21 protein-coding genes are annotated in these 23,782 nt (G+C 73.5%); 10 read left to right on the top strand and 11 right to left on the bottom strand.

The window, feature by feature from the left end; translation table 11 throughout:
- Entirely contained in the window at nucleotides 1-747 is a 747-nt protein-coding gene (locus D2L64_RS11850) for an ABC transporter ATP-binding protein (RefSeq protein WP_119575351.1), read from the bottom strand.
- A 2-nt stretch (nucleotides 748-749) separates the two neighbouring features.
- On the bottom strand, nucleotides 750-3,593 hold the full coding sequence (locus D2L64_RS11845) for an FtsX-like permease family protein (RefSeq protein WP_119575349.1): 2,844 nt from the start codon (nucleotides 3,591-3,593) through the stop codon (nucleotides 750-752).
- 75 nt (nucleotides 3,594-3,668) lie between these two features.
- Between D2L64_RS11845 and D2L64_RS11840 the strand changes: the two genes are divergently transcribed.
- A complete protein-coding gene (locus D2L64_RS11840; protein WP_147376229.1) occupies nucleotides 3,669-4,268 on the top strand; it encodes a PadR family transcriptional regulator in 600 nt (199 codons plus the stop codon).
- A gap of 29 nt (nucleotides 4,269-4,297) precedes the next feature.
- Here the strand turns inward: D2L64_RS11840 and D2L64_RS11835 are convergent, their stop codons facing one another.
- From D2L64_RS11835 to D2L64_RS11820, 4 genes are all read right to left on the bottom strand, one after another.
- Nucleotides 4,298-5,797, bottom strand: a complete 1,500-nt coding sequence (locus D2L64_RS11835; RefSeq protein WP_119575346.1) for an FtsX-like permease family protein — start codon at nucleotides 5,795-5,797, stop codon at nucleotides 4,298-4,300.
- Nucleotide 5,798: 1 nt separating this feature from the next.
- The gene (locus D2L64_RS11830) at nucleotides 5,799-7,115 is read right to left on the bottom strand and encodes a hypothetical protein (RefSeq protein ID WP_119575344.1); all 1,317 of its coding nucleotides are present in this window, start codon (nucleotides 7,113-7,115) and stop codon (nucleotides 5,799-5,801) included.
- Between the two features lie 82 nt (nucleotides 7,116-7,197).
- Complete coding sequence (locus tag D2L64_RS11825; RefSeq protein WP_119575510.1) at nucleotides 7,198-8,307, bottom strand: threonine aldolase family protein; 1,110 nt, start codon at nucleotides 8,305-8,307, stop codon at nucleotides 7,198-7,200.
- Nucleotides 8,304-9,497 carry a pyridoxal phosphate-dependent aminotransferase gene (locus D2L64_RS11820; RefSeq protein WP_119575342.1) on the bottom strand — a complete coding sequence of 398 codons (1,194 nt, stop codon included), beginning with the start codon at nucleotides 9,495-9,497 and terminating at the stop codon, nucleotides 8,304-8,306. Before D2L64_RS11820 ends, D2L64_RS11825 begins: the two co-directional genes overlap by 4 nt.
- A 156-nt stretch (nucleotides 9,498-9,653) precedes the next feature.
- On the opposite strand from D2L64_RS11820, the gene glmS reads away from it, so the two are divergent.
- Nucleotides 9,654-11,567 (top strand): glutamine--fructose-6-phosphate transaminase (isomerizing), encoded by a 1,914-nt coding sequence (gene glmS, locus D2L64_RS11815; RefSeq protein ID WP_119575340.1) that lies wholly within the window; start codon nucleotides 9,654-9,656, stop codon nucleotides 11,565-11,567.
- A gap of 13 nt (nucleotides 11,568-11,580) precedes the next feature.
- On the opposite strand, the gene D2L64_RS11810 is transcribed toward glmS, so the two are convergent.
- Nucleotides 11,581-13,203: an alpha/beta hydrolase gene (locus D2L64_RS11810; protein ID WP_233558916.1), complete on the bottom strand. Its 1,623-nt coding sequence runs from the start codon at nucleotides 13,201-13,203 to the stop codon at nucleotides 11,581-11,583.
- Nucleotides 13,200-13,496 carry a type VII secretion target gene (locus tag D2L64_RS11805; protein ID WP_119575338.1) on the bottom strand — a complete coding sequence of 99 codons (297 nt, stop codon included), beginning with the start codon at nucleotides 13,494-13,496 and terminating at the stop codon, nucleotides 13,200-13,202. The genes D2L64_RS11810 and D2L64_RS11805 overlap by 4 nt, the downstream gene beginning before the upstream one ends.
- 212 nt (nucleotides 13,497-13,708) lie before the next feature.
- Between D2L64_RS11805 and D2L64_RS11800 the strand changes: the two genes are divergently transcribed.
- From D2L64_RS11800 to ung, 5 genes are all read left to right on the top strand, one after another.
- Nucleotides 13,709-15,178, top strand: coding sequence for an NAD(P)H-hydrate dehydratase (locus D2L64_RS11800; RefSeq protein ID WP_119575336.1), 1,470 nt, complete (start codon nucleotides 13,709-13,711; stop codon nucleotides 15,176-15,178).
- A gap of 60 nt (nucleotides 15,179-15,238) precedes the next feature.
- Nucleotides 15,239-16,357 carry an alanine racemase gene (gene alr / locus D2L64_RS11795; RefSeq protein ID WP_119575334.1) on the top strand — a complete coding sequence of 373 codons (1,119 nt, stop codon included), beginning with the start codon at nucleotides 15,239-15,241 and terminating at the stop codon, nucleotides 16,355-16,357.
- 53 nt (nucleotides 16,358-16,410) lie between these two features.
- The gene (locus D2L64_RS11790; protein ID WP_119575506.1) at nucleotides 16,411-17,454 is read left to right on the top strand and encodes an alpha/beta fold hydrolase; all 1,044 of its coding nucleotides are present in this window, start codon (nucleotides 16,411-16,413) and stop codon (nucleotides 17,452-17,454) included.
- Between the two features lies 1 nt (nucleotide 17,455).
- Entirely contained in the window at nucleotides 17,456-17,935 is a 480-nt protein-coding gene (gene tsaE / locus D2L64_RS11785; RefSeq protein ID WP_119575332.1) for a tRNA (adenosine(37)-N6)-threonylcarbamoyltransferase complex ATPase subunit type 1 TsaE, read from the top strand.
- 105 nt (nucleotides 17,936-18,040) lie between these two features.
- A complete protein-coding gene (ung, locus tag D2L64_RS11780) occupies nucleotides 18,041-18,760 on the top strand; it encodes a uracil-DNA glycosylase (protein WP_119575505.1) in 720 nt (239 codons plus the stop codon).
- 20 nt (nucleotides 18,761-18,780) lie between these two features.
- Here ung and D2L64_RS11775 read toward each other — a convergent pair whose 3' ends face one another.
- The 3 genes from D2L64_RS11775 to D2L64_RS11765 all read right to left on the bottom strand — a co-directional run bounded on the left by D2L64_RS11775 (nucleotide 18,781) and on the right by D2L64_RS11765 (nucleotide 21,417).
- Nucleotides 18,781-19,476 carry a helix-turn-helix domain-containing protein gene (locus tag D2L64_RS11775; RefSeq protein ID WP_119575330.1) on the bottom strand — a complete coding sequence of 232 codons (696 nt, stop codon included), beginning with the start codon at nucleotides 19,474-19,476 and terminating at the stop codon, nucleotides 18,781-18,783.
- Between the two features lie 224 nt (nucleotides 19,477-19,700).
- Nucleotides 19,701-20,891: a hypothetical protein gene (locus tag D2L64_RS11770; RefSeq protein ID WP_119575328.1), complete on the bottom strand. Its 1,191-nt coding sequence runs from the start codon at nucleotides 20,889-20,891 to the stop codon at nucleotides 19,701-19,703.
- Nucleotides 20,878-21,417: a SigE family RNA polymerase sigma factor gene (locus D2L64_RS11765; protein WP_119575326.1), complete on the bottom strand. Its 540-nt coding sequence runs from the start codon at nucleotides 21,415-21,417 to the stop codon at nucleotides 20,878-20,880. The genes D2L64_RS11770 and D2L64_RS11765 overlap by 14 nt, the downstream gene beginning before the upstream one ends.
- Before the next feature lie 176 nt (nucleotides 21,418-21,593).
- Between D2L64_RS11765 and tsaB the strand changes: the two genes are divergently transcribed.
- From tsaB to tsaD, 3 genes are read left to right on the top strand one after another with little or no spacing between them, the layout of a single operon-like run.
- Nucleotides 21,594-22,271 (top strand): tRNA (adenosine(37)-N6)-threonylcarbamoyltransferase complex dimerization subunit type 1 TsaB, encoded by a 678-nt coding sequence (gene tsaB / locus D2L64_RS11760; RefSeq protein ID WP_119575324.1) that lies wholly within the window; start codon nucleotides 21,594-21,596, stop codon nucleotides 22,269-22,271.
- Entirely contained in the window at nucleotides 22,268-22,720 is a 453-nt protein-coding gene (rimI, locus tag D2L64_RS11755; protein ID WP_199714508.1) for a ribosomal protein S18-alanine N-acetyltransferase, read from the top strand. Before tsaB ends, rimI begins: the two co-directional genes overlap by 4 nt.
- A gap of 7 nt (nucleotides 22,721-22,727) precedes the next feature.
- Nucleotides 22,728-23,774: a tRNA (adenosine(37)-N6)-threonylcarbamoyltransferase complex transferase subunit TsaD gene (gene tsaD, locus D2L64_RS11750; protein WP_119575322.1), complete on the top strand. Its 1,047-nt coding sequence runs from the start codon at nucleotides 22,728-22,730 to the stop codon at nucleotides 23,772-23,774.
- The last annotated feature ends 8 nt before the right edge of the window (nucleotides 23,775-23,782 follow it).

Raw genomic sequence — 23,782 nt, 5'->3', positions numbered from 1 at the left:
TCACAGGCGGAGGCGGGCCGCCCGGTCGTAGGTGTCAGCGGGGTCCTCGCCGTCGGTCAGGTCGATGTCCTCCACGATCCGCCCGTCGCCGAGCCGGATCAGCCGGTCGCAGCGGGCGGCGATGGCCCGTTCGTGGGTGGCGAGCAGGATGGTCATCCCGTGCTGGTCGCGCAGGTCGAGCAGGAGATCGAGGATCTGTGCACCGGTGGTCGAGTCCAGGTTGCCGGTCGGCTCGTCGGCGAGCAGCAGGCGCGGTTCGCCCATCAGCGCCCGGGCGATCGCCACCCGCTGCTGCTGGCCGCCGGAGAGCTGCGCGGGCAGTGCCCGCTGCCGGTCTGCCAGGCCCACCGATTCGAGCAGCTTCCGGGCCCGTGCCGCGTGGTCGGCCCGCCCCCGGCGAGGCAGCACCGGGGCGCTCACGTTGTCCAGCACGGTCAGCGCCGGCAGCAGGTGGTAGCGCTGGAAGACGAAGCCGACCCGTTGGCGGTAGCGGGACAGGGCGGCCCGGCGCAGCGCGGTGATCTCCAGGTCGTCCACCGTCACGGTGCCCCCGTCGGCCTGCTCGATCGCGCCGATCAGATGCAGCAGGGTGGATTTGCCGGAGCCGCTCGGTCCGGTCAGCGCGACGACCGATCCGGCGGCGATCTCCAGGGAGACGTCGTCGACTGCGGTCAGCCGTTCGGGGCCGGTGCGGAACTGCCGGACCAGTCCGGCGATGCGGACGGTGCTGCCCGTGGTCGCGTCCATGGTTACTCCTGTGCCAGTAGTTGTGCGGTGGGGAGGCGGCGCAGCAGCGCGGCCGGAACGAGCGCGGCGATGCAGGTGACCAGCACCCCGGTCAGCGCGACGGTGGCCGCCACCAGCACCAGTGCCGGTGGCAGGTCGCCGACCAGCCATGCTGCCCCGCCGAGTCCGAGCCCGGCGCCGGCCACTGCGCCGAGCGCGCCGAGGAGCAGCCCTTCGTAGCCGATCAGGCGGCCGAGTGCGGCGTCGGTCCAGCCGGTGGCGCGGAGTGTGGCCAGTTCGGCGGAGCGGTCCCGGATGTTGAGGTAGAGCACGTCGGCGACGGCAGCGGCGCCGAGCAGCACGGTCGCGATGGCGGCCATGGCGTCCGCGCTGCGGACGCTCAGGGACACCGCGTCGCCGAGGAGGCTGCCGACGATGGCTCCTTCGAATGCCCAGGCGGCGGCGGTGACGAGAGTGAGTGCGGCGACTCCGATGGCGAGGGCGGCGGCGCCGAGCAGGGTGCGCCCGGGGGTGCGGATCAGGTTGATCAGGGCCAGGCCGGGCAGGGTGCGGGGCCGTCGTACCCAGCGGGCGGTGGCGACCGGGGGCCGCAGCGCGGCGGCCGGGTGGGCGCGCGCGGCCCGCAGCGCCGGTGTCAGCCCCGCGACGAGCGTGAGCAGCAGGGCCACCGGTACGGCGAGCAGCGCCCGTCGCCAGTCGATGCCGATGCCCAGCGCGGCGCCGAGCGGGAACGCCAGCCCGACTGCGAGCAGACCGGCGGCCAGGCCGAGCAGGGTGACCTCGCCGAGGATCAGCGCGCCGATCCGCCGGGCCGGCCAGCCCAGGCAGGAGAGCGTTGCCAGCTGGGGTCGGCGGTCCCGGACGGCGGCGGTGACCGCGTTGCCGAGGAAGAGCACGCAGACGACCAGCACCAGGAGGAAGAGCGCGGCGCTCTTCCGGTCGACCGCCTTCGTGATCACCGAGGCGACCCCGAGCGCCGACCAGTTCTCGGTCAGCCGCAGGTCCGGCCGGCCGAACGAGCCCGCGGGCAGCTCCACCGTCTGCGGCGCCGGCGAGGAGCCGAGGGTGATGTCGACGTCCAGGCCGGTCTCGGTGGCGATCCGCTCGGCGATCAGCCGGACCCGCTCGGCGGAGCGTTCGCTGTAACCGTCCACGTCGGCCGCCCGGACCCGGATCGCGCTGATCGGTGCTCTTGTGTTGGCCCAGTTGCTGGCTTCCAGCAGCTTCGGGACGCTCTCGAGGGTGGTCAGGACCAGCGGTGGAGCGGACAGGTAGCCGGCCGGGTTGCCGCTGGGCAGCAGCGGCTGGCCACCGAGCGCGGCGCGGCTGGGGTCGTCCGCCCCCTCGGCGGTGGGCGGCTCGTACGTCTCCAGCGGCACCTTGCTCAGCTCCCCGAAGCCGGTCAGCTTGTTTGGATCGAACACGCCCACCGCGTTCCAACTGTGGAGGGCGTTGTCCGCCGGGACGACCAGCCGGCGCACCTCGCGGAAGCCGAAGTCGTCGCTGAGCGCGGGCCGAGGAAGCGTCCAGGGGTCGTTCCGGTCGCCGAAGATCGCCGGGTCAGGCGGCGACGCGCGGGCGACGCGCAGGGTTTCGTCCGGCCCGCGTTCGTAGTCCACCGCGCCGGGCTGGGCGAGTACCTGGATCTGACCCCGGCAGCACCCGAAGCCGATGCCGTCGGCGCCGAGGCCGCGGGCGAGCAGGGCCTGGTAGCTCTCCGTCAGGTCGACCTGGCGATCACCAGCTGGGATGCCCGTCGCCTGCCCCAACGTCTTCTCCAATGCATCGGGCGGCAGTCCCGCCGGTTGGGCGGCCGGCAGCCGGGTGAGGCGGGCCTGTAGCCCCCCGTCCAGGTAGGGCCGGTTGGTGGTGAGCGCCGGGACGGACCGCTGGGGGAAAAAGCCCGGCGGCGTGTCGTCGACGAGCGTGTCCGCCGGATTCAGCGGCCGGCCGTCGACCACCGCGTCGGCGAGGCCGACCAGACGCTGCTCGGCGTCGGGGTCCACGGCGGCCAGCAGGAACGGGACGGTCAGCAGCTTCTCCAGCACCAGCCGGTCGGTCGTGGTGGTGGGGGTGCTGTCCAAGGGGCTATTACGCCACAGGGGGCCTGGGGTCACCTCGAAACGGCCGTCGGGCAGCAGCCGCGCCGAGACGACCGCCCATAATTCGCGCTCCGACCAGCCGGGGTTGCCTTCGACGACGGCGGTCCGCGGGTCGCAGACCGGCCGGCTGGTTCCGTCCGGCTGGACCTCGCGGGGAACCGGCCCGCAGGCCTCCGAGACGGAGTAGACCCGGCCGTCGGTGTAGCGGGCCGAGTCGGGCGTGTTCGGATCGAAGTCGGCGTGGATCAGTGGGCGCCGGGTGACGTACACGTACGTGGGCTTGCCCGGGGCGGCGGAGAGGCCGCGCTCGGCGACGTAGGCCGGGTCGATCCGGATCACCTGACGGTCCAGGGAGGGGTCGACGGCGTCGGTGAGGTCGATCGACACCGGCACGTACGACGTCGAATATCCGAGCATCGCGATCGGGGCGGCCACGTTCACCCCGGCGACGGCCTGCACCTGCTCGTACTGCTTAAGCGTGATGCCGCCGTAGAGGCCGGAGAGGTAGTTGGGCCGGACCAGGCGACGTTCGGCCTCCAGCGGCGTGCGCGCCCCCGGTGGACGGACCAGAATGTCGTACGCCGCCCGGGTGTTTCGCTCGACGGCGCCGGTCACTTCCAGCCGTGAGGTGGTGGTGGCGCCGGTGAGCACGACGAAACCGGTGGTGGCCACCAGCACGCCGGCCAGCAGCGCCACCGACCGACCAGCACGGCCACGTAGCTGCCCCCAGATGAACCGGAACATGTCGCGCCTCCCCGTGTGCTGTTCCACACTCTGCGCGATACATTGTCACAATGCAAGACCCGATTGGAGGAGACGGTGGCGATCCAGCACGCGGTACTGGCACTGCTGGCCCGGGGCCCCAGCTACGGCTACGAGTTGAAGGGTGCCTTCGAAGCGGCGGTCGGCCCGCAATGGGGGCCGCTGAACATCGGGCATCTCTACCAGATCCTGGAGCGGCTCTCCCGGGACGGGCTGGTGGTCGCCGAGCGGCAGGCTCAGCCGGTCAAGCCGGACCGGGTGGTCTACGAGATCACCGCCGACGGGCGCACCGAGCTGGAGCGCTGGCTCGCCGAGCCGAGCCCGCGCAGTAGCGGCTTCCGGGACGACTTCTTTCTCAAGGTCACCGCCGCCGCCCGATCCGGTTCTCCGGAGACCGTACGGGCGGTGCTGGGCAATCAACGCGGTCACCTCATGCGCGAGTTGCGTAACCTCGACGGGCTGCGACGCAGGGCGGACGACCCGGTGGTCGGGCTGCTGCTCACCGCGGCGAGCCGGCACGTCGAGGCGGACCTCGCTTTCGTCGACGACGCCGAGGCGGCGCTGCTGGCCGACGGCGGCGAGGTGCTCGCCACTCTCGCCGCCGACGTGCCGACGGCTTCACCGGACCGCACCGGAACGACCCGCGCCGCCGGCTGACAACGCCGGCCCGCCGCTCAGCGTTACCGTCACTCCTCGGCCAACAGTTGTGCGGTCGGCAGCCGGCGCAGCAGCGCGCCCGGGATCAGCGCCGCAGCGCAGGTGACGAGCACCCCGGCTGCCGCCACCGTTGCGGCGACCAGCACCAGCGCCTCCGGCAGGTCGCCCACCAGCCAGGCTGCACCGCCGAGTCCGAGCGCCGCCCCGGTGAGTGCGCCGAGCAGGCCGAGGAAGAGCGCCTCGTAGCCGATCAGGCGGCCGAGCGCGGCGTCGGTCCAGCCGGTGGCGCGGAGTGTGGCCAGTTCGGCGGAGCGGTCCCGGATGTTGAGGTAGAGCACGTCGGCGACGGCGGCGGCGCCGAGCAGTACCGTGGCGACGGCGGCCATGGCGTCGGCGCTGCGGACGCTCAGGGACACCGCGTCGCCGAGCAGGCTGCCCACGATAGTGCCCTGGAACGCCCACGCGGCGGCGGTGACCAGGGTGAGTGCGGCAACTCCGATGGCGAGGGCGGCGGCGCCGAGCAGGGTGCGGCCGGGCGCGCGGACCAGGTTGGCCAGGGCCAGGCCGGACAGGGTGCGGGGCCGTCGTACCCAGCGGGCGGCAGCGACCGGTGGGCGCAGCGCGGCGGCCGGGTGGGCGCGCGTGGCCCGCAGCGCGGGCGCGACGCCCGCCGCCAGCGCGAGCAGCAAGGCCACCGGTACGGCGAGGATGGCCCGCTGCCAGCCGACGTCGATGCCGAGCGCGGCGCCGAGCGGGAACGCCAACCCGAGGGAGAGCAGGCCGGCGGCGAGGCCGAGCAGGGCGACCTCGCCGAGGATCAGCGCGCCGATCCGCCGGGCCGGCCAGCCCAGGCAGGCGAGCACGGCCAACTCCGGTCCGCGGGCGCGGACCGCGGCCGACACGGCGTTGCCGAGGAAGAGTGCGCAGACCACGAGCACGAGCAGGAAGAGGGCGACGCTCTTGCGGTCCACGGCCTGGGCGATCACGGAGGCCACGCCGAGCGAGGACCATGCCTCGGTCAGCCGCAGGTCCGGCCGGCCGAACGAGCCGCCGGCCAGCTCGACCGGATACGGGGCCGGGGAGGAGCCGAGGGTGATGTCGACGTCCAGGCCGGTCGCGGTGGCGATCCGCTCGGCGACCAGCCGCACCCGCTCGGCGGACTCCTCGGTGAAGCCGTCCACGCCGGCAACCCGGACCCGGACCGCGCTGATCGGCGCGGCGGCCTGTGGGCTCGATGCGTGCTCGAACAGCTTCGGGACCGAGGCGAGGTTGGTCAGCAGCAGCGGGGGCGCGGAGCGGTAGCCGCCCGGGTTGCCGCTCGGTTCGAGCGGCTGGTTGCCGAGCGCCTGCCGGCTGCGGTCGTCGGCGCCTTCGACGGCCGGTGGCTCGTAGGTCTCCAGCGGCACCTCCGACAGTTCGCTGAAGTCGGTGAGTCGCTCCGGGTCGAAGATGCCGACCGGCCGCCAGCCGCGGAACGGAGCGGCGTTGGTCTCGAGCAGGGCGAGGCGGCTCAGTGGCCGGAACGGCACGTCATCGGCGGGGGAGGCTGGCCGACCGCGTCGCGCCGTAGACCTCTGGCACCGCCGGGAAGGTTCGGGGCTGCAACGCGGCGTCCGGCTGCCCGGCGTACTCGGTCGGGCCGGCCTGGACGACGCTCTCGAGCAGGCCGAAGCAGCACGGCCCGGGGCGTTGCATCCCCTCGGTCATCTGGTCCTGATAGCCGGCGGTGATCTCCTGTTCCGCGTCTCCGACCCGGCTGCCGGGTGCCGCGGTGAGGGCGCGGGCCAGTGCCTCCGCTTGCAGTCCGGCCACGCGGGGCGGGAGTAACCGGGTGTAGCTCGCCTGAACCTGGCCGTCGACGTACGGCCGGCTGGTGGCGAGGACCGGGAACTCCCGGGTCAGTGCTCCGAGCCGTTCGTCGAGGGGCGCGTCGTCGGCGCGCAGCGGCCGGCCGGCTATGACGGCGCGGTCGAGCCCGACCAGGCGGTCTTCGGCTGCCGGGTCGACGGCGGCGAGCAGGAACGGCACGTTCCACCAGATGTCGAGGGTCAGCCGATCGACGGCCCGATCGCCGGCGCTCGGCTCACCGGCCGGAACCCATCGTGGCGGCCCCTCGAACCGCCCGTCGGGCAGCAGCCGGTACGCCAACAGTGAACCGGAATCCGCGTCGGACATCGTCGACCCACCGGTGTCGTCGTGGCGCAGCACATCGCAGACCGGCTCGCTGCGGCCGCCGGGCAGCACCTCGCGCGGCGTTGCACCCTCGTCCCCGCAGGGTTTCCGCGGGTAGTGCCGGCCATCGCTGTATTCGATCTCGGCATCTCCGGCGGTGATGTCGACGGGATAGATCAGCGGACGGGCGGTGACGTACACGAAATGGGGGGTCGCCTTCGTGGTGCTGAGCCCGCGCTCGGCGAGGAAGGTCGGATCGACCCGGATCACCTGCCGTTCCAGCGTTCGGTCGACAGCGTCGGTGAGGTCGAATCGGACTCGCAGCGAGTGGAGCGAGTAGCCGAGCATGGCGATCGGCGCGGCGATCTCCACTCCGGAAACCGACCCGATCTGCTCGTAATGCTCGTTGGTGATGCCGCCGAAGAGCCCGGAGAGATAGTTGGGCCGCACCACGCCGCGTTCGGCTTCCAGCGGCGTGCGGCTGCCCTGCGGGCGGACCAGGATGTCGTACGCGGCGCGAGTGCTCTCCTCGACCGAGCCCACCACCTCCAGCCGTGAGGTGGTGGTGGCGCCGGTCAGGACGACGAAGCCGGTGGTGGCCACCAGCATGCCGGCCAGCAGCGCCACCGACCGCCCCGCACGGCCGCGTAGCTGCCCTCGAATGAACCGGAACATGTCGCGCCTCCCCGTGTGCTGTCCACACTCTGGGGTATGCATTGCGGCAATGCAAGGCCCGGTCGGTCGACGCTAGCTCCGGTCAGGCCGCCGGGATCCGGCGCAGAAATCGGTTCCCCAGCTCCGTCACCCGGTCGGCGTCCAGCTCCAGGGCCGGCCCGGCCACCGTCACCTCGGCCATCGCCAGGCCGGGCAGCTCGGTGGCCTGCCAGCCGCCGGCGAACCACGCCTTCTCCTCCTCGGCGAGGGCGAGGTTGGCGTCGTTGAGCGCGTCCGCCGGGTGCGGCAGCCAGAGCCGGAACTGGTGGGTGTGCGGCGGGGCCGGATGCACCCGCGCGCCGGGCAGGGCGGCCAGCGCCTCGGCGACCACCCGCGCGTGGGCGACGTAACCGGGCAGCCGGGGCAGCTCGTACTCCAGCCCGTGCAGCGCGGCGAGCGCCGTCGGCCACTGCTGGAACAGGGTGCCGCCGTACCGGTGCCGCCAGGCGCGGGCGTACCGGGCCAGGGTGGCGTCGCCGGCCAGGGCGGCCCCGGAGATGCCGCCGAGGGACTTGTAGAACGAGACGTAGACGCTGTCGGCGAGGGCGGCGATCTCGGCCGCCGAGTGCCGCAGGTGGACGGTGGACTCCCAGAGCCGGGCACCGTCCAGGTGCACCCGGGCACCCCCCTCGCGGGCGGCCCCGACCGTGGCGACCAGGTCGTCCCAGCTCGGCAGGACGAAGCCGGCGTCGCGCAGCGGCAGTTCGAGCAGCAGCGTACCGATCGGCTCGTCGAGGGCGGCGATCTCGTCGGCGGTCGGGTTGCGCGGCGCGGTCGTGGTCCGGACCGCCCGCACGCCAGCGAGCAGGGCGTACGCGTCCCGCTCGTGCAGCAGCGGGTGGCTCAGCGGATGCAGGCCGACGCCGGTGCGGCCGGTCAGTTCCGCGCCGTACCGCATGGCGACCTGCTGGGCCATCGTCCCGGTGGGGAAGAAGACCGCCTCCTCGACGTCGAGCAGCTCGGCGACCCGCTGTTCGAGCGCGGCCACCGCCCCGCCCTCGCCGTAGAAGTCGGGCGCCAGGTCGTCCCCGGCGAGCGCCCGGATCCGGTCGAGCTGGGCGGCGGCCGAGAGCGGCCGGACGCCGGAGAGCACCGTGTCGCTGTGGCGCAGCGCGGTCAGCCGGCGGACGCGCTCGGCGTACTCGTCGTTCATCGGTCCCACCTCGCGGCCCGCAGCCGGGATGCCGCCTCGGTGAGCACCTCGGGGCGTTTGCAGAAGGCGAACCGGACCAGCCGCCGACCGGCCTCGGGATCGTCGTAGAAGACCTGGGTGGGTACGGCCACCACCCCGCAGCGTTCGGGCAGCGTACGGCAGAACTCGACGCCGTCGGTGCCGCCGAGCGCGCTCACGTCGGCGGTGACGAAGTACGTCCCCTCCGGGGTGAGCACCTGGAAACCGGCGTCGGTGAGCCCGCCGACGAGCTGGTCCCGGCGGGCCTGCAGGCCGTCGCGGAACTCGGTGAAGTAGGCGTCGGGCAGGGCCAGTGCCACCGCGACCGCGGGTTGCAGGGGTGCCGCGTTGACGAAGGTGAGGAACTGCTTGACCCGCAGCACCGCCGACACCAGCGCGGCCGGGCCGCTCGCCCAGCCCACCTTCCAACCCGTGCAGGAGAAGGTCTTGCCGGCCGAGGAGATCCGCAGGGTCCGCGCCCGCATGCCGGGCAGCGTGGCCAGCGGCAGGTGGCCGCCGGTCGCGTCGGTGAAGACCAGGTGTTCGTACACCTCGTCGGTGACCGCGTACGCGTCGTGTTCCTGGCACAGCTGCGCGACCAGCGCCAGCTCGGCCGGGGTGAACACCTTGCCGGTCGGGTTGTGCGGGGAGTTCAGTAGCACCAGCCGGGTACGCGGGCCGAACGCGGCGCGCAGCGCGGCCGGGTCGAAGGCGTACCGCCCGTCGGGGTCGGGGCGGAGCGTGACCGGTCGCCGGACCGCGCCGGCCAGGGCGATCGAGGCCGCGTACGAGTCGTAGTACGGCTCGAAGCAGACCACCTCGTCGCCGGGCTCGCAGAGGGCGAGGATCGCGGCGGCGACCGCCTCGGTCGCCCCGGCGGTGATCACCACCTCGCCGTCCGGGTCGTAGTCCAGTCCCCAGAAGCGGCGCTGGTGTTCGGCGACGGCCGTGCGCAGCTCGGGGATCCCGGGGCCGGGCGGGTACTGGTTGCGCCCGGATCCCAGCGCCTCGGCCGCGGCGGCGAGCATCTCCGGTGGCCCGTCGGTGTCCGGGAAGCCCTGCCCGAGGTTGACCGCGCCGGTACGCACGGCCAGGGCGGACATCTCGGCGAAGATCGTCGTCCCGAACGGGCGCATCCGGCTCACCAGCGGGTCGACCTCGGTGCTCGTCACGCCCGTCAGGGTACGGGTGCGAGCGTTCGGCGCACCCGACCCCGGCTGCGTGCCTTGTGAACCGGATCACCGGGAGCGCCGAATCGCTCAAGTTCAGTGATTGTTTACCCGACTTTCGCGCAGACAAGTTGAGCGGAACTGGTTAGGCTGCCAACCATGTGTGGAATCGTGGGTTACGCCGGTGGCCGACCGGCGCTCGGCATCGTGCTCGACGGCCTGCGCCGGCTGGAGTACCGCGGCTACGACTCGGCCGGCGTCGCCGTCGCCTGCGACGGGCAGCTGCTGACCGAGAAGAAGGCCGGCAAGCTGGCCAACCTGGAGAAGGTGCTCTCCGAGCGGGCCGCCGAGGATCCGAGCGGCTGCGGCGCCAGCCCGATCGGCATCGGCGACGGCACCACCGGCATCGGCCACACCCGGTGGGCCACCCACGGCGGTCCCACCGACCGCAACGCCCACCCGCACCTGTCCCCGGACGGGCGGGTCGCGGTGATCCACAACGGCATCATCGAGAACTTCGCCCGGCTCCGCGCCGAGCTGGAGGACGACGGCGTCCAGTTCAGCAGCGACACCGACACCGAGTGCGCCGCGCACCTGCTGGCCAAGGCGCTGGCCGAGCTGCGCGCCGCCGGCCAGCCGGACGGGCCGCAGCTGCTCGCCGCCGGCATGCGGGTGGTCTGCCAGCAGCTGGAGGGCGCCTTCACGCTGCTCGCGGTGGACGCCGCGGTGCCCGGCGCGGTGGTCGGTGCCCGCCGCAACTCGCCGCTCGTGGTCGGCCGGGGTGTCGGGGAGAACTACCTGGCCAGCGACGTCGCCGCGTTCATCGAGCACACCCGCGAGGCGGTCGAGCTGGGCCAGGACCAGATCGTCCTGATCACCGCCGACACCATCGAGATCACCGACTTCGCCGGCCAACCCGCCAGCGGCAAGGACTTCCACATCGACTGGGACTCCTCGGCCGCCGAGAAGGGTGGCTACGACTGGTTCATGCTCAAGGAGATCGAGGAGCAGCCGCAGGCCGTCGCGGACACCCTGCTGGGCCGGCTCACCGAGAGCGGCGAGATCATGCTCGACGAGGTCCGGCTCAGCGACCAGGACCTGCGCGACGTCGACAAGATCTTCATCGTCGCCTGCGGCACCGCGTACCACTCCGGCATGGTCGCCAAGTACGCCATCGAGCACTGGACCCGGATCCCCTGCGAGGTGGAGCTGGCCAGCGAGTTCCGCTACCGCGACCCGGTGCTGGACCGGTCCACCCTGATCGTGGTCATCTCGCAGTCCGGCGAGACGATGGACACCCTGATGGCGTTGCGGCACGCCAAGGAGCAGAAGGCCCGGGTGCTGGCGATCTGCAACACCAACGGCTCCACCATCCCGCGCGAGTCCGACGCGGTGCTCTACACCCACGGCGGGCCGGAGATCGCCGTCGCCTCCACCAAGGCGTTCCTCACCCAGCTGGTCGCCTGCTACCTGATCGGCCTGCACCTGGCCCAGGTCCGCGGCATCAAGTTCGCCGACGAGGTGGCCGCCGTGGTCGAGCAGCTGCACCAGGTGCCGGACAAGCTGCGGGAGCTGCTCGGCCGGATCGAGCCGGTCCGTGAGCTGGCCCGCGCGCTGCGCGCCGAACCGACGGTGCTGTTCATCGGCCGGCACGTCGGTTACCCGGTGGCCCTGGAAGGGGCGTTGAAGCTCAAGGAACTGGCGTACATGCACGCCGAGGGCTTCGCCGCGGGCGAGCTGAAGCACGGCCCGATCGCCCTGATCGACCAGGGCACCCCGGTGATCTGCGTGGTGCCCTCGCCGGTGGGCCGCGGCCTGCTGCACGACAAGGTCGTCTCCAACATCCAGGAGGTACGCGCCCGGGGCGCCCGCACCATCGTGATCGCGGAGGAGGGCGACGAGGCGGTGGTCCGGTACGCCGACCACCTGATCTACGTGCCGCGGACCCCGACGCTGCTCGCGCCGCTGGTGACCACCGTGCCGTTGCAGATCTTCGCCGCCGAGATCGCCGCCGCCCGGGGACACGACGTGGACCAGCCCCGCAACCTCGCCAAGTCCGTCACGGTCGAGTAGCCGACCGGACCAGTCACCGCCCGAGGACGACACGGGCCATCCCGTCCAACGCCGGGTTGGCCGGATCCCAGTAGCCGGTGTGGCCGTACCGGCCACTGGGGAACGTCCGGCCACCGAAGGCCGACGCGGTCGGATCCCGCCCGAACCAGCGTTCGTCGCGGTCTCCGGCCAGCAGCTCCCCGACCGTGACGAGCGGGGACGCGCCGAGCACCGCCTGCCGGGCCAACTCGCCCGGCGGGCGGGTCAGCCGGATCACGTCGTCCGGTGCGGTGCTGGCCCAGACCTGCTCGGGCGGCACGCCCAACTCACTGGCGTGGGCCACCCCGACACCGGGCGAACCGACGAAGACCAGCGCGTCCGCGGCGAGGCCGTGATCCCGGGCCGCGGCGCCCACCACCAGCGACCCGTAGCTGTGCCCGAGCACGGTCTGCCGGGCCGGCGGCCCGTCGTGGGTGGCCCGCAACCCCTCCTGGAACCGGTGCAGCGGCTCGCCGGCCGCGCGGGCCTGCCCGTCCCGCGCCGCCTCGTGGAGGAAGTCCGGGGCGTCGTAGTCCAGCCAGAGCACCGCGGCCGTCTCCTGCCCCGGCGCCAGTTCGGCGCAGCGGGACAACACCCGGGCGGCCCGCCCCAACTCGTCGGTGGCGCCGTCGAGGCCGGCGGTCATCCCCGGCACGTACGTCACAGTGCCGGCGGCGCGATCCGGGTTGCCCAGCGCCACCACCGCCCGCCCCTCGCCGGCCACGTCCAGCCCGAGCAGGTACGCACGGGGCCACTCGGCCGACGCCAGCCGGGCCGCGAGCGCATCCAGTCCGGTCAACGCGGCGTCGACGGCCCGCAACCCGGCCAGCTCGGCCGGCCCGCGCGGCACCCGGCCCAGCAGCTGCCCCCAGCGTTCCCGCAGCTCCGCCCGCCGCTCACCGAGCAGCAGCCGGTTGGCCTGGTCACGGTCGGCGACCGGGATCCCGTCCAGCCGGGCGACCAACTCCGGCTCGTACGCCACCAACCAGCGTCGCTCGGTCGGGGTGAGCCCGCGCCACCAGAGGCCGACCAGCGCGGGGTCGGTGTGCGCGGCGGGCCGACCCGGCGGGGGTCGGGTGGCCCAGCCGGACTCGGCGGCCGCCGACAACCGGTCGAGCCGCCCCGCGGCCTCCCGGTCGGCCGCCGCGGCCAGGTCGAGCGCGTCCCGGACGCCAGCCGCCACCGCCGCCACCGCCTGATCGGCCCGGCCCGCCGGCAACCGGACCGGATCGGGGCTGGTCCGCCCCCGGCGATCGATCAGCACCCCGGTGGTGGCGGCCAGCTCCACCGCCGCCGCCAGCCGCGCCCGGGCCGCCGCCACCCGGGCGGCGAACTCCGCCAGGACCTGGTCGACCTCGATCGCGGCCGGGGCGAGCGTGACCAGCTCGCCCCGCAGCTCGGACAGCCGCACCTCGGCTGTCGCGGCGGCCCGCCCCGACCAGTGCGACCGCAGCTGCGCCGCACCCGCCACAAGCTCGGCGGACCGCCGCTCGGCCAGCCCGACCAGACCCGCCCAGGCCACCCCGGTGGCCCGCCAGCCGGCCGGGTCGACCATCGAGAGCTGGGCGTAGCCGACCTGCCCCGGGCCGGTCGTGCGGAGCAGGCCCGACCCGGTCACCGGGGCACGGCGGAGAGCCGGGCCGCCGCCCGCTCGTCCACCGACTCGTACGCCCCGGCGGCGGCGCGTACCGCGGCACCGGTCTGCACCACCCGGCCGCCGAGCCGGGTGGACCAGGAGTGCACCGCCCCCTCCAGGGCGCCCAGCGCGGCCCCGGTCGACCAACCGGCCATCGGCGCCGCCAGTCCCGGCACTCCGGCCAACCCGTGCGCCAGCCGGTAGCCGGTCTCGCCCAGCGACCGCCCGACCCGGTGCAGCAGTTCCGGCCGCACCGCCAACTCCTGCTCGGTCATCGCCCCTCCCCAGCCGGCACCACCGTCGACCGGGACGACGCTAGGCGGCCGTGGAGGCCGGACGCCTGCCCTGTGGACAACGGCTGGCCGGGGTGCCGGCGGGCTGTCCACAGGGGTGGCCCGGTCGTCGACGGAGGGCTATCTTGCCGCCGGCCCGCCGGTAGGGTGAGCCGCGTGGCCGAGGCGCCCTGCGGGCGCGGAACGGAGTGGGCATGAGACCGGTCTGGCGGGTGGCGGACGTGCGGGCGGCGGAGACGGCGCTGATGGCCACCCTCGCCCCGGGCACCCTGATGCAACGTGCCGCCGCCGGGCTGGCCCGACGCTGCGCGCTGCTGCTCGCCGACCGGGGCGGGGTGTACGCCGCACCGGTGCTGCTGCTGGTCGGCTCGGGCGACAACGGCGGCGACACCCTGTACGCCGGCGCCCGGCTGGCCCGCCGCGGCGCGGCGGTGTCCGCGTTGCTGCTCACGCCCGGCCGCGCGCACGCCGACGGCCTGGCCGCGCTGCGGGCCGCCGGGGGACGGGTCGTCGACCATCCGCCCGCCGTGGTCGACCTGGTGCTCGACGGCATCGTCGGCATCGGCGGTCAGGGCGGGCTGCGGGAGACCGCCGAGCAGCTGGCGGCGAGTCTGCTGCGCCACCGGGGACGCGACGGCGACCGGGCCACGGTGGTGGCAGTGGACGTACCCAGCGGCGTGGTGGTGGACACCGGCGCCGTGCCGCTGACCGCGTCCGGTCGACCCAACGCGGTACGCGCCGACGTGACGGTGGCCTTCGGCGCGCTGAAACCGGCGCTGGCGGTCGGCCCCGCCGCCGCGCTGGCCGGTACGGTCGAGCTGGTCGACATCGGGCTGGAACCGTGGCTGCGGGGCAGCCCGGCGCTGCGCGTGGTGGAGTGGTCGGACGTGGCCGACTGGTGGCCCGGGCTCGGCGCCGGTTCGGAGAAGTACACCCGGGGCGTGGTCGGGGTGGCCACCGGCTCGGCGACGTACCCGGGCGCGGCGGTGCTCTCCGTCGGCGGTGCGTTGGCCGGCCCGACCGGCCTGGTCCGCTACGCCGGTGGGGCGCGCGAGGAGGTGGTCCGCCAGCACCCCTCGGTGATCGCCACCGACCGGGTGGCCGACGCCGGTCGGGTGCAGGCCTGGGTGTGCGGGTCCGGGCTGGGCACCGACGAACGGGCCGCGACGGAACTGCGCACCGTGCTGGCCGCGCCGGTGCCGGTGGTGCTGGACGCCGACGCGCTCACCCTGCTGGTCGACGGTTCCCTCGCCGAACAGCTGCGACGACGCGACGCACCGATCGTGGTCACCCCGCACGACCGGGAGTTCACCCGACTCTGCGGCGAGGAGCCGGGCGGGGACCGGGTCGCCGCGACACTCCGGCTGGCCGCCTGGATGAACGCCGTGGTGCTGCTCAAGGGGGACCGTACGGTGATCGGCACGCCGGACGGCCGGGCGTACGTCAACCCGACCGGCACCCCGGCGCTGGCCACCGGCGGCACCGGGGACGTGCTGGCCGGCCTGCTCGGGTCGTTGCTCGCGGCCGGGCTGCCGGCGGAGCGCGCCGCCGCCGCGGCGGCGTACCTGCACGGGCTCGCCGGTCGGGAGGCGGCCCGGTCCGGCCCGGTCACCGCGCCGGACGTGGCCACCGCGCTGCGTCCCGTGCTCGCCCGACTGCGCTGAAACACCACGGACCCGGCCGGGTCGACCCCGGTGATCAGCGCGGAAAGTAGGGTGGGAGGCATGTGGCAGGCCGAGGTACGTGTCGACCTTGATGCGATCCGGGAGAACGTGAGCCGGCTGCGCGCCGGCACCACCGCCGAGCTGATGGCGGTGGTCAAGGGCGACGGCTACGGCCACGGCATGGTGCCGGCCGCCCGCGCCGCGCTCGCCGCCGGGGCGGACTGGCTCGGCGTCTGCACCCTGGACGAGGCGTTGGCGCTGCGCGCCGCCGGGCTCGACGCGCCGGTGCTGGCCTGGCTGCTCGCGCCGGGGTTGCCGCTGCACACCGGCGTGGTGGCGGGCGTGGACCTCGGGGTGGCAAGCCTGTCGCAGCTCGACGAGGCGGTCGAGGCGGGCCGGCGCGCGGAACGACCGGCCCGGATCCACCTGAAGATCGACACTGGCCTGGCCCGCGGTGGGGCGACGGTCGCCGACTGGCCGGCCCTGCTCGACGCCGCCGCGAAGGCGCAGTCCGACGGCCCGGTCGAGGTGGTCGGCGTGTGGAGTCACTTCGTCTACGCGGACCTGCCCGGTCACCCGACCACCGACCGGCAGTTGGCCGTCTTCCACGAGGGCCTGGCCATGGTCGAGCGGGCCGGCCTGCGCCCCCGCTACCGGCACCTGGCCAACTCGGCGGCCACGCTGACCCGGCCCGACACCCACTTCGACCTGGTCCGCCCGGGGCTGGCCGTCTACGGGCTCTCCCCGGTGCCCGGCGAGCGCTACGGGCTGCGCCCGGCGATGACCGCCCGAGCCCGGGTGATGCTGACCAAGCGGGTACCGGCCGGTGCCGGCGTCTCCTACGGCCACACGTACACCACCGAGCGGGACGCGACCCTCGCGGTGGTGCCGCTCGGCTACGCCGACGGGGTGCCCCGGCACGCCTCGAACACCGGCCCGGTGCAGCTCGGTGGGGTCCGGCGGACCATCTCCGGCCGGGTCTGCATGGACCAGTTCGTACTCGACTGCGGCGACGACCCGGTGGCCGCCGGTGACGTGGTCACCCTGTTCGGCGACGGTTCCGACGGTGGACCCACCGCCGACGACTGGGCCGAGGCGGCCGACACGATCAACTACGAGATCGTCACCCGGTTCGGCAGCACCCGGGTACCCCGGGTCTACGACGGTGCGGTGCCGTGAGCGGTCGGCAACTGATTCCCCGGCCGCGGACCACTGCGGGCCGGGCCGCCGGCATGGTCGGGGCCGCGCTCGGCGTGGCCGCCGCGGTCACCGCGGCGGGGGTCGCCACCGAACGCGCGCTGGTCCGCCGGCTGAAGGCCGACCCGACCGACCCGTACGCCGACGAGGGCTTCGACGAACAGCGCTACGACGCGGCGTACCGGCTGGAGATGCCGGACGGCACCGACATCCACGTCGAGGTGGTCGAACCGACCCGGCCGGTGCCGGGCAACCCGACGGTGCTGCTGGTACACGGTTTCTGCCTGGACATGGGCACCTTCCACTTCCAGCGCAAGCTGCTCGCCGAGCGGGGCGAGCACCGGATCGTCGCGTACGACCAGCCCGGCCACGGCCGCTCGGGTCGGTTGGAGAGCGGCGAGTACGACCTGGTCGCGCTGGGGCGGACGCTGCGGCGGGTGATCGACGAGGTGGCCCCGGAGGGACCGCTGGTGCTGGTGGGGCACTCGATGGGCGGCATGACCATCATGGCGCTGGCCGAGTTGTATCCGGAGATGTTCGGCGACCGAGTGGTCGGCACCGTGCTGATGGCCACCTCGGGCGGGTTGATGGCGGAGACGAAGCTGGTCGCGCCGGCCCTGCTGGGTCGGGTGGGCAGTCCGGTGCTCTACATGGCCGGCAACGTCACCCGCTACGGCGGTGCCGTGATCGACCGGGCCCGCCGGTCGACCACCAACGTGGCCTGGCTGCTCACCCGCAGGTACGGCTTCGGCACCCGCAAGCCGAGCCCGGCCCTGGTGTCGTATGTGGAGCGGATGAACTCGCGTACCTCCGCGGACACGGTGACCCGCTACCTGCGTACCCTCGCCACCCACTCCCGGTTCCCGGCGCTGGCCGCGCTGGAGGGTACGCCGGTGCTGGTGATCGTCGGAGACAAGGACATGATCACGCCGGTGACCCACTCGGAGGAGATCGTCCGGCGGCTGCCGCACGCCGAGTTCGTCAAGATCCACGACAGCGGGCACGTGGTGATGTTGGAGCACGCCGACGAGGTCAACGCCGCCCTGATCGGCTTCCTCAGCACCTGCGGGCGGGGCTGACGTGCGCCGGATCGTGCTGCCGACCGCCGCGGACACCCACGCCTTCGGCCGAAGACTGGCCGGGTTGCTGCGCGCCGGTGACCTGGTGCTGCTCACCGGCCCGCTGGGCGCCGGCAAGACCGCGCTGACCCAGGGGATCGGCGCTGGGCTCGGGGTGCTCGGTGACATCACCTCGCCGACCTTCGTGATCGCCCGGGTGCACCGCCCGGACCCGGCCGGCGGGCGTGGTGTGGCACTGGTGCACGCCGACGCGTACCGGCTGGGTGACGCGACCGATCCCCGGGCCGAGATCGACGACCTCGACCTGGACGCCTCGCTGGACGAGTCGGTGACCGTGGTCGAGTGGGGTGCCGGGCTGGTCGAACAGTTGGCCGAGGCGCACCTGGGGGTCCGGCTCGACCGGCGTGACGACGACACCCGGGTCGCCGGGCTGGAGCCGGTCGGCGGCGACTGGGCGGGGCGCCTGACCGCCCTGGACTGACGGCTGTCGTACCCGATGCCTACAGTGCCCGGGAACGATCCGACCGGTGAGAGGCGACCGATGCCCGACCACGCGATGCCCGACGCTGTGCTGCCCGACCACGCGATGCCCGACGGCGGTGCGCTGCCCGACGCTGTTGCCGGGCTCGACCTGCTGGCGCTGCTACCCGACCAGTGGCGGGCGGTCCTCGCCCCGCATCTCGACCCGGCCCGCACAGCCGCACTTGGTGAGTTCGTCGCCGGGGAGTACGCCGCCGGCCCGGTCTTCCCGCGGGTCGAGGATCTCTTCTCGGCCTACCGGCTCTGCGCGCCGTCGGACTGCCGGGTGCTGATTCTCGGGCAGGACCCCTACCACCGTGCCGGCCAGGCCCACGGGCTCAGCTTCAGCGTGCGTGAGGGCGTGTCGGTGCCGCCGTCGCTGCGCAACGTCTTCAAGGAGTTGGGCGAGGATCTGGGCGTGCCCAAGCCGCGTAGCGGCAACCTCGACGGCTGGGCGGCGCAGGGTGTGCTGCTGCTCAACTCGGTGCTGACCGTGCGCCAGGGCAGCCCCGGCTCGCACGCCAACCGGGGTTGGGAGGAGTTCACCGACGCCACCATCCGGGCGCTCGACGCCCAGGATTCGCGGGTGGTGTTCCTGCTCTGGGGCGGCTACGCGCGCAAGAAGGCGGCGCTGGTCAGCAATCCGCGGCATGTGGTGCTGGAGGCGGGCCACCCGAGCCCGATGAATCCGCGCGGTTTCCTCGGCAGCCGACCGTTCAGCGCGGCCAACAAGGCACTCGCCGATGCCGGCCTGCCCACCATCGACTGGGAGCGGTCGGCCGGCTGACCGCTCAGCCGGTCGAACGCTCAGCCGGTCGAACGGCTCCGGTAGCGGTGCAGCAACTCGGCTGTGCGCGGCTCGGTCAGCTCCACCTGCACCAGTGGCACCACCCGGTAGCTGTGCTCAGCGTGGCGGACCTCGACAGGTTCGGGCAACTCGTCGCACATGGTTGCCCGTAGCTCGCCGTACCGGGTCAGCCACCGGTGCGCACCGGGCTCCTCCGGCTCCACGTGCAGGCCACCCCACTCGCTCCATCGCTCGCTCCACCGTTGGGCGTAGGCGGAGGTCAACCACGTGGTGAAGGCGGCGGAATCCCGCCAGCGCACGGCGATCTCGAGGCCGTCCGCGGGCAACGGCGCACCCTGGAGGATCGCCGCGGTGCTGCCGGTCCAGAGGTACGGCAGGTCGCCGAGCGCCGCTGCCATTCGGCCGAGCGGCAGATCTTCGATCCGCGCGGCCAACGGACGGGCGGCCAGTTCGCCCAGCCGGTCGTCGAGGTGTGCGTCGAGCGGCTCTACCGTCACCGCGAGTTGCCGTTCCAGCGCCTCGAAGATCCGTTCGACCAACTGGATACTGGGCAGGCGCTGACCCTGCTCAAGGTTCGCCAAGGTGCTCTGCCCCACGCCGGCCAACTCGGCCAGGGCGCGTTGGGTCAGTTGCTGCCTGCCCCGCTCCCGACGGAGAGCGGCGGCGATCTGTGCGGCGAGGCGGCTTCCGGTCATCCCTGGATGGTGGCCTACGCGGCAATGCGGCGCATCCAGAGAGACAGGTTCATGTCAGCCCGGAGTCGGATCTACATAGCTGAGAGAGCTTGATTTCAGTGTGAAATAAATATTTCTCACTGAAATCACGGCGCCTGAACATGGTGCCGCCAGGGTGGCCCCGTCACATCCGGGAAGCGATGTGACGGGGCCTGCTGTCCAGCCGACTGTCAGGTGGTGCCGGGTTACCGGGCGACGAGCGCCTCCGCCGCCGGGATCCAGGTGGCCTCGTCTTCCACATCGGCCAGCTCAACCGACTGCGCGATCCTGGTCAGTTCCGCGGTGGGGAACTGCCCGGTGCTGACCACCTGCACATGTACGGTGCCGTCGGCGGTCCACACGTTGCAGAACGGGCGGCTCGGCTGCTGCGGGTAGCACTTCGTCTCGCCAGCCTGCGTTTCGCCAGCCGTTGCCTGCTGGTTCGACTTCGCGGCGGGCGTGACGAAGATGCTGAAGCTGGACGGGATGTCCGCACCCGCGGCGCCGCCGAACGGCTGGGACAGCCCGGTGACCGCCGGGGGCGGGCTGGCGAAGGTCGCGCCGCCGTAGTTGTCGCCCGGTGCCGCGATGCCGTTCAGGCCGGGGATGGCGTTCGTCCCGACTTCCACCGGGGTGTAGCCGGCAGGCAGGTACCCCACCCGGAAGGGCAGCTTCGCCGGTGCCGCCGGGCTCGGCTTGAGGGCGGTGACCAGCGCTGACAGGTCCTCGACGGAGAGGTCGGGGCCATAGGCGAACGCGGTGACGACAGCCCACGCGTTGTCGGCGTACTCCCAGGCCAGCTGCCGGTTCGGCGGGTTGGTCGCCGCCGACGCGATTGCCTGGCGCCCGGCTACCGTCAGCGGGGTGCCGTCGGTGACACCGGACGGGTCGAACGCTCCCGGCCGGTAGAGCGTCAGGTACGCGAAGTGTGCTCCGCTGGTCGTCTCGCCGCTCTTGCCCGGACGGAGATTCTTGCGGACGTTCTCCGGCAGTTCGGTGGTGGTCCGATCCAACTGCCGCACGGGGGCGATCTGGTAGGCGGTGGACGCCACGATCGGGTCCTCCACCCGGAACTTGCCTGCGGTGAATCCGCTGAACGTGAAGTTGAACGGCGTGGCGTCCGGCCACCCGGTGTTCCCGTCCTGGCCGGCTGCGGCGGTGGTCCCGGCGGCGTTCGCGGCGGGCAACTCAGTCTTGGCCGGCGGGCTCGACGTGACCGAGGTCAGCGCGAAGGTGCCGGCCACCGCGACCACGACCAGCCCGGCCGCACCGGCCGAGGCGAAGCCGGCCCGGCGGCGACGTTCCGCCCGGCGACCGGCGGCGATGATGTCGTCGGCGGTGTGCGCCAGGGGCGGCTCGTCGGCCGTCGCCGCGCTCACGATCTCATGCAACTGCACTTTCCCACTCCTCTGTCCGGGCATCACTGAGATTGATCCGTTCCGTCGCGAGCAGCTCGCGGAGCTTGGCGAGTCCGCGCGAGGTCTGGCTCTTCGCGGTTCCGACGTGGCAGCCGAGTACCTGGGCGGTGTCCTCCAGGCTCAGACCCAGGTAGTGCCGCAGCACCACGGCGGCGCGCTGGCGAGCGGGCACGGCGGCCAGCGCCGCCTTGATCCGCAACCGTTCGTCGGTCGCGCCGTTCGGGTCGTGCACCTCCACGTCCGGCAGGGCGTCGCCGGCCGGTCGTTCCCGCCCCCGGCGCCAGGGCTTGCGCGTCTCGTCGACGGCGGCCCGGTACACCATGGTCTTGGCGTACAGGTCCGGTCGGTCCAGCTTGCGCCAGCGCGGATAGAGCTTGACCAACGTGTTGGCCACCGCGTCCTCCGCCGCGTGCCAGTCCCCACAGGTGACGTAGGCCAGCTTGCGCAACGATGCCGACTGGCATGTCACGAACTCCCGGAACGCTTGCTCGTCTGCGGCCTTCAAACGGTTGCCTCCTTAGCCGGAGGTGGAACGGTGGCGACAGGCCCAGGGGTTGCCTGGGCGGGAAAGTAGTTTGTCGACTACTTTCCGTGGCCAGTCTGGCCGGGATGGACACCTCGGCGGCGCCGCGTGCGGGCGGACGCCCGAGGTCGGCGGCAGTGCGGCTAGGCTTGCTCACTGTGCTCGTACTGGTGGTGGACAGCTCGACCCCGGCGGTGACGGCGGCGCTCGTCGAGGTCACCGCCGACGGTGTCACCTCCCGCGCGCAGCGGAGCACGGTCGACGCGCGGGCCCACGGTGAACTGCTCGCGCCGCAGGTGGACGGGGTGCTCGCCGAGGTCGGCGCCCGCCCGGCCGAGCTGGGTGCGATCGTCGCCGGGCTCGGTCCCGGCCCGTTCACCGGGCTTCGGGTGGGACTGGTCACCGCCGCCACCATGAGCCAGGTGCTCGACATCCCGGCGTACGGTGTCTGCTCGCTCGACGGCATCGGCCATCCGGCGGCGGCCGGCGAGCCGGTGCTGGCGGCGAGCGACGCGCGGCGCCGGGAGGTCTACTGGGCGGTCTACGACGGTGCGGGGCAGCGGCTGGTCGGGCCGGAGGTCGGCGCGCCGTCGGTCGCCGCCGAGCGGGCCCGGGAGCTGGCGGTGACGGTCGCGGTCGGTGACGGCGCGCACCGCTACGCCGACGTGCTCGGGCTGCCGCTGCGGGCCGAGCCGCGGTACCCGGACCCGCACGCGCTCGCTGTGCTGGCCGCCGAGCGGATCCGGGCCGGCGCGCCCGGTGACCCGCTGACCCCGCTCTACCTGCGCCGCCCGGACGCGGTGGCGGCGACCGCCCGCAAACCGGTCCTGCCGTGAGCGGGGTGCGGCTGACGCGGTTCCGCTGGTGGCACATCGACGAGGTGCTGCCGATCGAGGCGGATCTCTTCGGTGCCGAGCAGTGGTCCGCCGCGATGTTCTGGAACGAGCTGGCCAACGGGCACTTCTACCAGGTCGCGACCGACGACCGGGGTGTGCTGCTCGGGTACGCCGGGCTCGCCGTCGCGCCACCCGACGAGGCGTGGGTGCAGAACATCGCGGTACGGCGGGACGCGCAGCGCCGGGGCGTCGGGCGGCTCCTGCTGGAGGCGCTGCTCGCCGAGGCCGCCCGGCTGGGCGTACGGTCCGTGCTGCTGGAGGTGGCGGCGGACAACGCGCCCGCCCAGCGGCTCTACGCGATGTACGGGTTCGAGCCGATCGGCGTACGCCGTGGCTACTACCAACCGAGCAACACCGACGCGCTGGTGATGCAGCGCATCGAGGACTGAGACTGCCATGGCTGACGAACCGCTGATCCTCGGTATCGAGACCTCGTGCGACGAGACCGGGGTGGGCATCGTACGCGGGCACACCCTGCTCGCCGACGCGCTCGCCTCCAGCGTGGACCAGCACGCGCGGTTCGGCGGGGTGGTGCCCGAGGTGGCCAGCCGGGCGCACCTGGAGGCCATCGTGCCGACCATGCAACGGGCGCTCACCGAGGCGGGGGTGACCCTCGCGGACGTCGATGCGATCGCGGTCACCGCCGGCCCCGGCCTGGCCGGCGCGCTGCTGGTCGGGGTGGCGGCGGCCAAGGGGTACGCGGTCGCCGCCGAGAAGCCGGTTTACGGAGTCAACCATCTCGCCGCGCACGTCGCCGTGGACACGTTGGAACACGGCCCGCTGCCCGAGCCGGCGGTCGCGTTGCTGGTCTCCGGTGGACACTCGTCCCTGCTGCTGGTCGACGATCTGGCGCACGGAGTCACGCCGCTCGGCGCCACCATCGACGACGCGGCCGGTGAGGCGTTCGACAAGATCGCCCGACTGCTCGGTCTGCCGTTCCCCGGCGGGCCGTACATCGACCGGGAGGCCCGAGCCGGTGACCCGGCGGCGATCGCGTTCCCGCGTGGGTTGACCGCCGCCAAGGATCTCGCCGCCCACCGCTACGACTTCTCCTTCTCCGGGCTGAAGACGGCGGTGGCCCGCTGGGTGGAGGCCCGGCAGCGTGCCGGTGAGGCGGTACCGGTGGCCGATGTGGCGGCGTCGTTCCAGGAGGCGGTCTGCGACGTCCTGGTCGGTAAGGCCCTGGACGCCTGCCGGAGCAACGGCGTCGAGACGCTGGTGATCGGTGGGGGAGTGGCGGCCAACTCGCGGCTACGGGCGATGGCCGAGCTGCGGGCCGCCCGGTACGGCATCCGGGTCCGGGTGCCCCGGCCGGGACTGTGCACCGACAACGGCGCGATGGTGGCCGCGCTCGGTTCGCACCTCGTCGCCTCCGGCGTCGCACCGAGCCGGCTCGACCTGCCCGCCGACTCGGCCATGCCGCTGACCACCGTCAGCGTCTGAGGAAGGAC

The organism is Micromonospora radicis, from assembly GCF_003583405.1.
GTDB lineage: Bacteria > Actinomycetota > Actinomycetes > Mycobacteriales > Micromonosporaceae > Micromonospora > Micromonospora radicis.
The sequence above is the reverse complement of the archived record's forward strand: the minus strand, read 5'-3'. Positions and strand labels throughout refer to the sequence as shown.

Bases quoted from the DNA above. Each gene is read 5' to 3' on its own strand.
- glmS (WP_119575340.1), top strand. From the start codon at position 9,654: ATGTGTGGAATCGTGGGTTACGCCGGTGGCCGACCGGCGCTCGGCATC.
- D2L64_RS11775 (WP_119575330.1), bottom strand. From the start codon at position 19,476: ATGACCGGAAGCCGCCTCGCCGCACAGATCGCCGCCGCTCTCCGTCGG.
- D2L64_RS11790 (WP_119575506.1), top strand. From the start codon at position 16,411: ATGGTCGGGGCCGCGCTCGGCGTGGCCGCCGCGGTCACCGCGGCGGGG.
- D2L64_RS11800 (WP_119575336.1), top strand. From the start codon at position 13,709: ATGAGACCGGTCTGGCGGGTGGCGGACGTGCGGGCGGCGGAGACGGCG.
- ung (WP_119575505.1), top strand. From the start codon at position 18,041: ATGCCCGACGGCGGTGCGCTGCCCGACGCTGTTGCCGGGCTCGACCTG.
- tsaD (WP_119575322.1), top strand. From the start codon at position 22,728: ATGGCTGACGAACCGCTGATCCTCGGTATCGAGACCTCGTGCGACGAG.
- D2L64_RS11805 (WP_119575338.1), bottom strand. From the start codon at position 13,496: ATGACCGAGCAGGAGTTGGCGGTGCGGCCGGAACTGCTGCACCGGGTC.
- D2L64_RS11850 (WP_119575351.1), bottom strand. From the start codon at position 747: ATGGACGCGACCACGGGCAGCACCGTCCGCATCGCCGGACTGGTCCGG.
- D2L64_RS11825 (WP_119575510.1), bottom strand. From the start codon at position 8,307: ATGAACGACGAGTACGCCGAGCGCGTCCGCCGGCTGACCGCGCTGCGC.
- alr (WP_119575334.1), top strand. From the start codon at position 15,239: ATGTGGCAGGCCGAGGTACGTGTCGACCTTGATGCGATCCGGGAGAAC.
- D2L64_RS11845 (WP_119575349.1), bottom strand. From the start codon at position 3,593: ATGTTCCGGTTCATCTGGGGGCAGCTACGTGGCCGTGCTGGTCGGTCG.
- D2L64_RS11830 (WP_119575344.1), bottom strand. From the start codon at position 7,115: ATGTTCCGGTTCATTCGAGGGCAGCTACGCGGCCGTGCGGGGCGGTCG.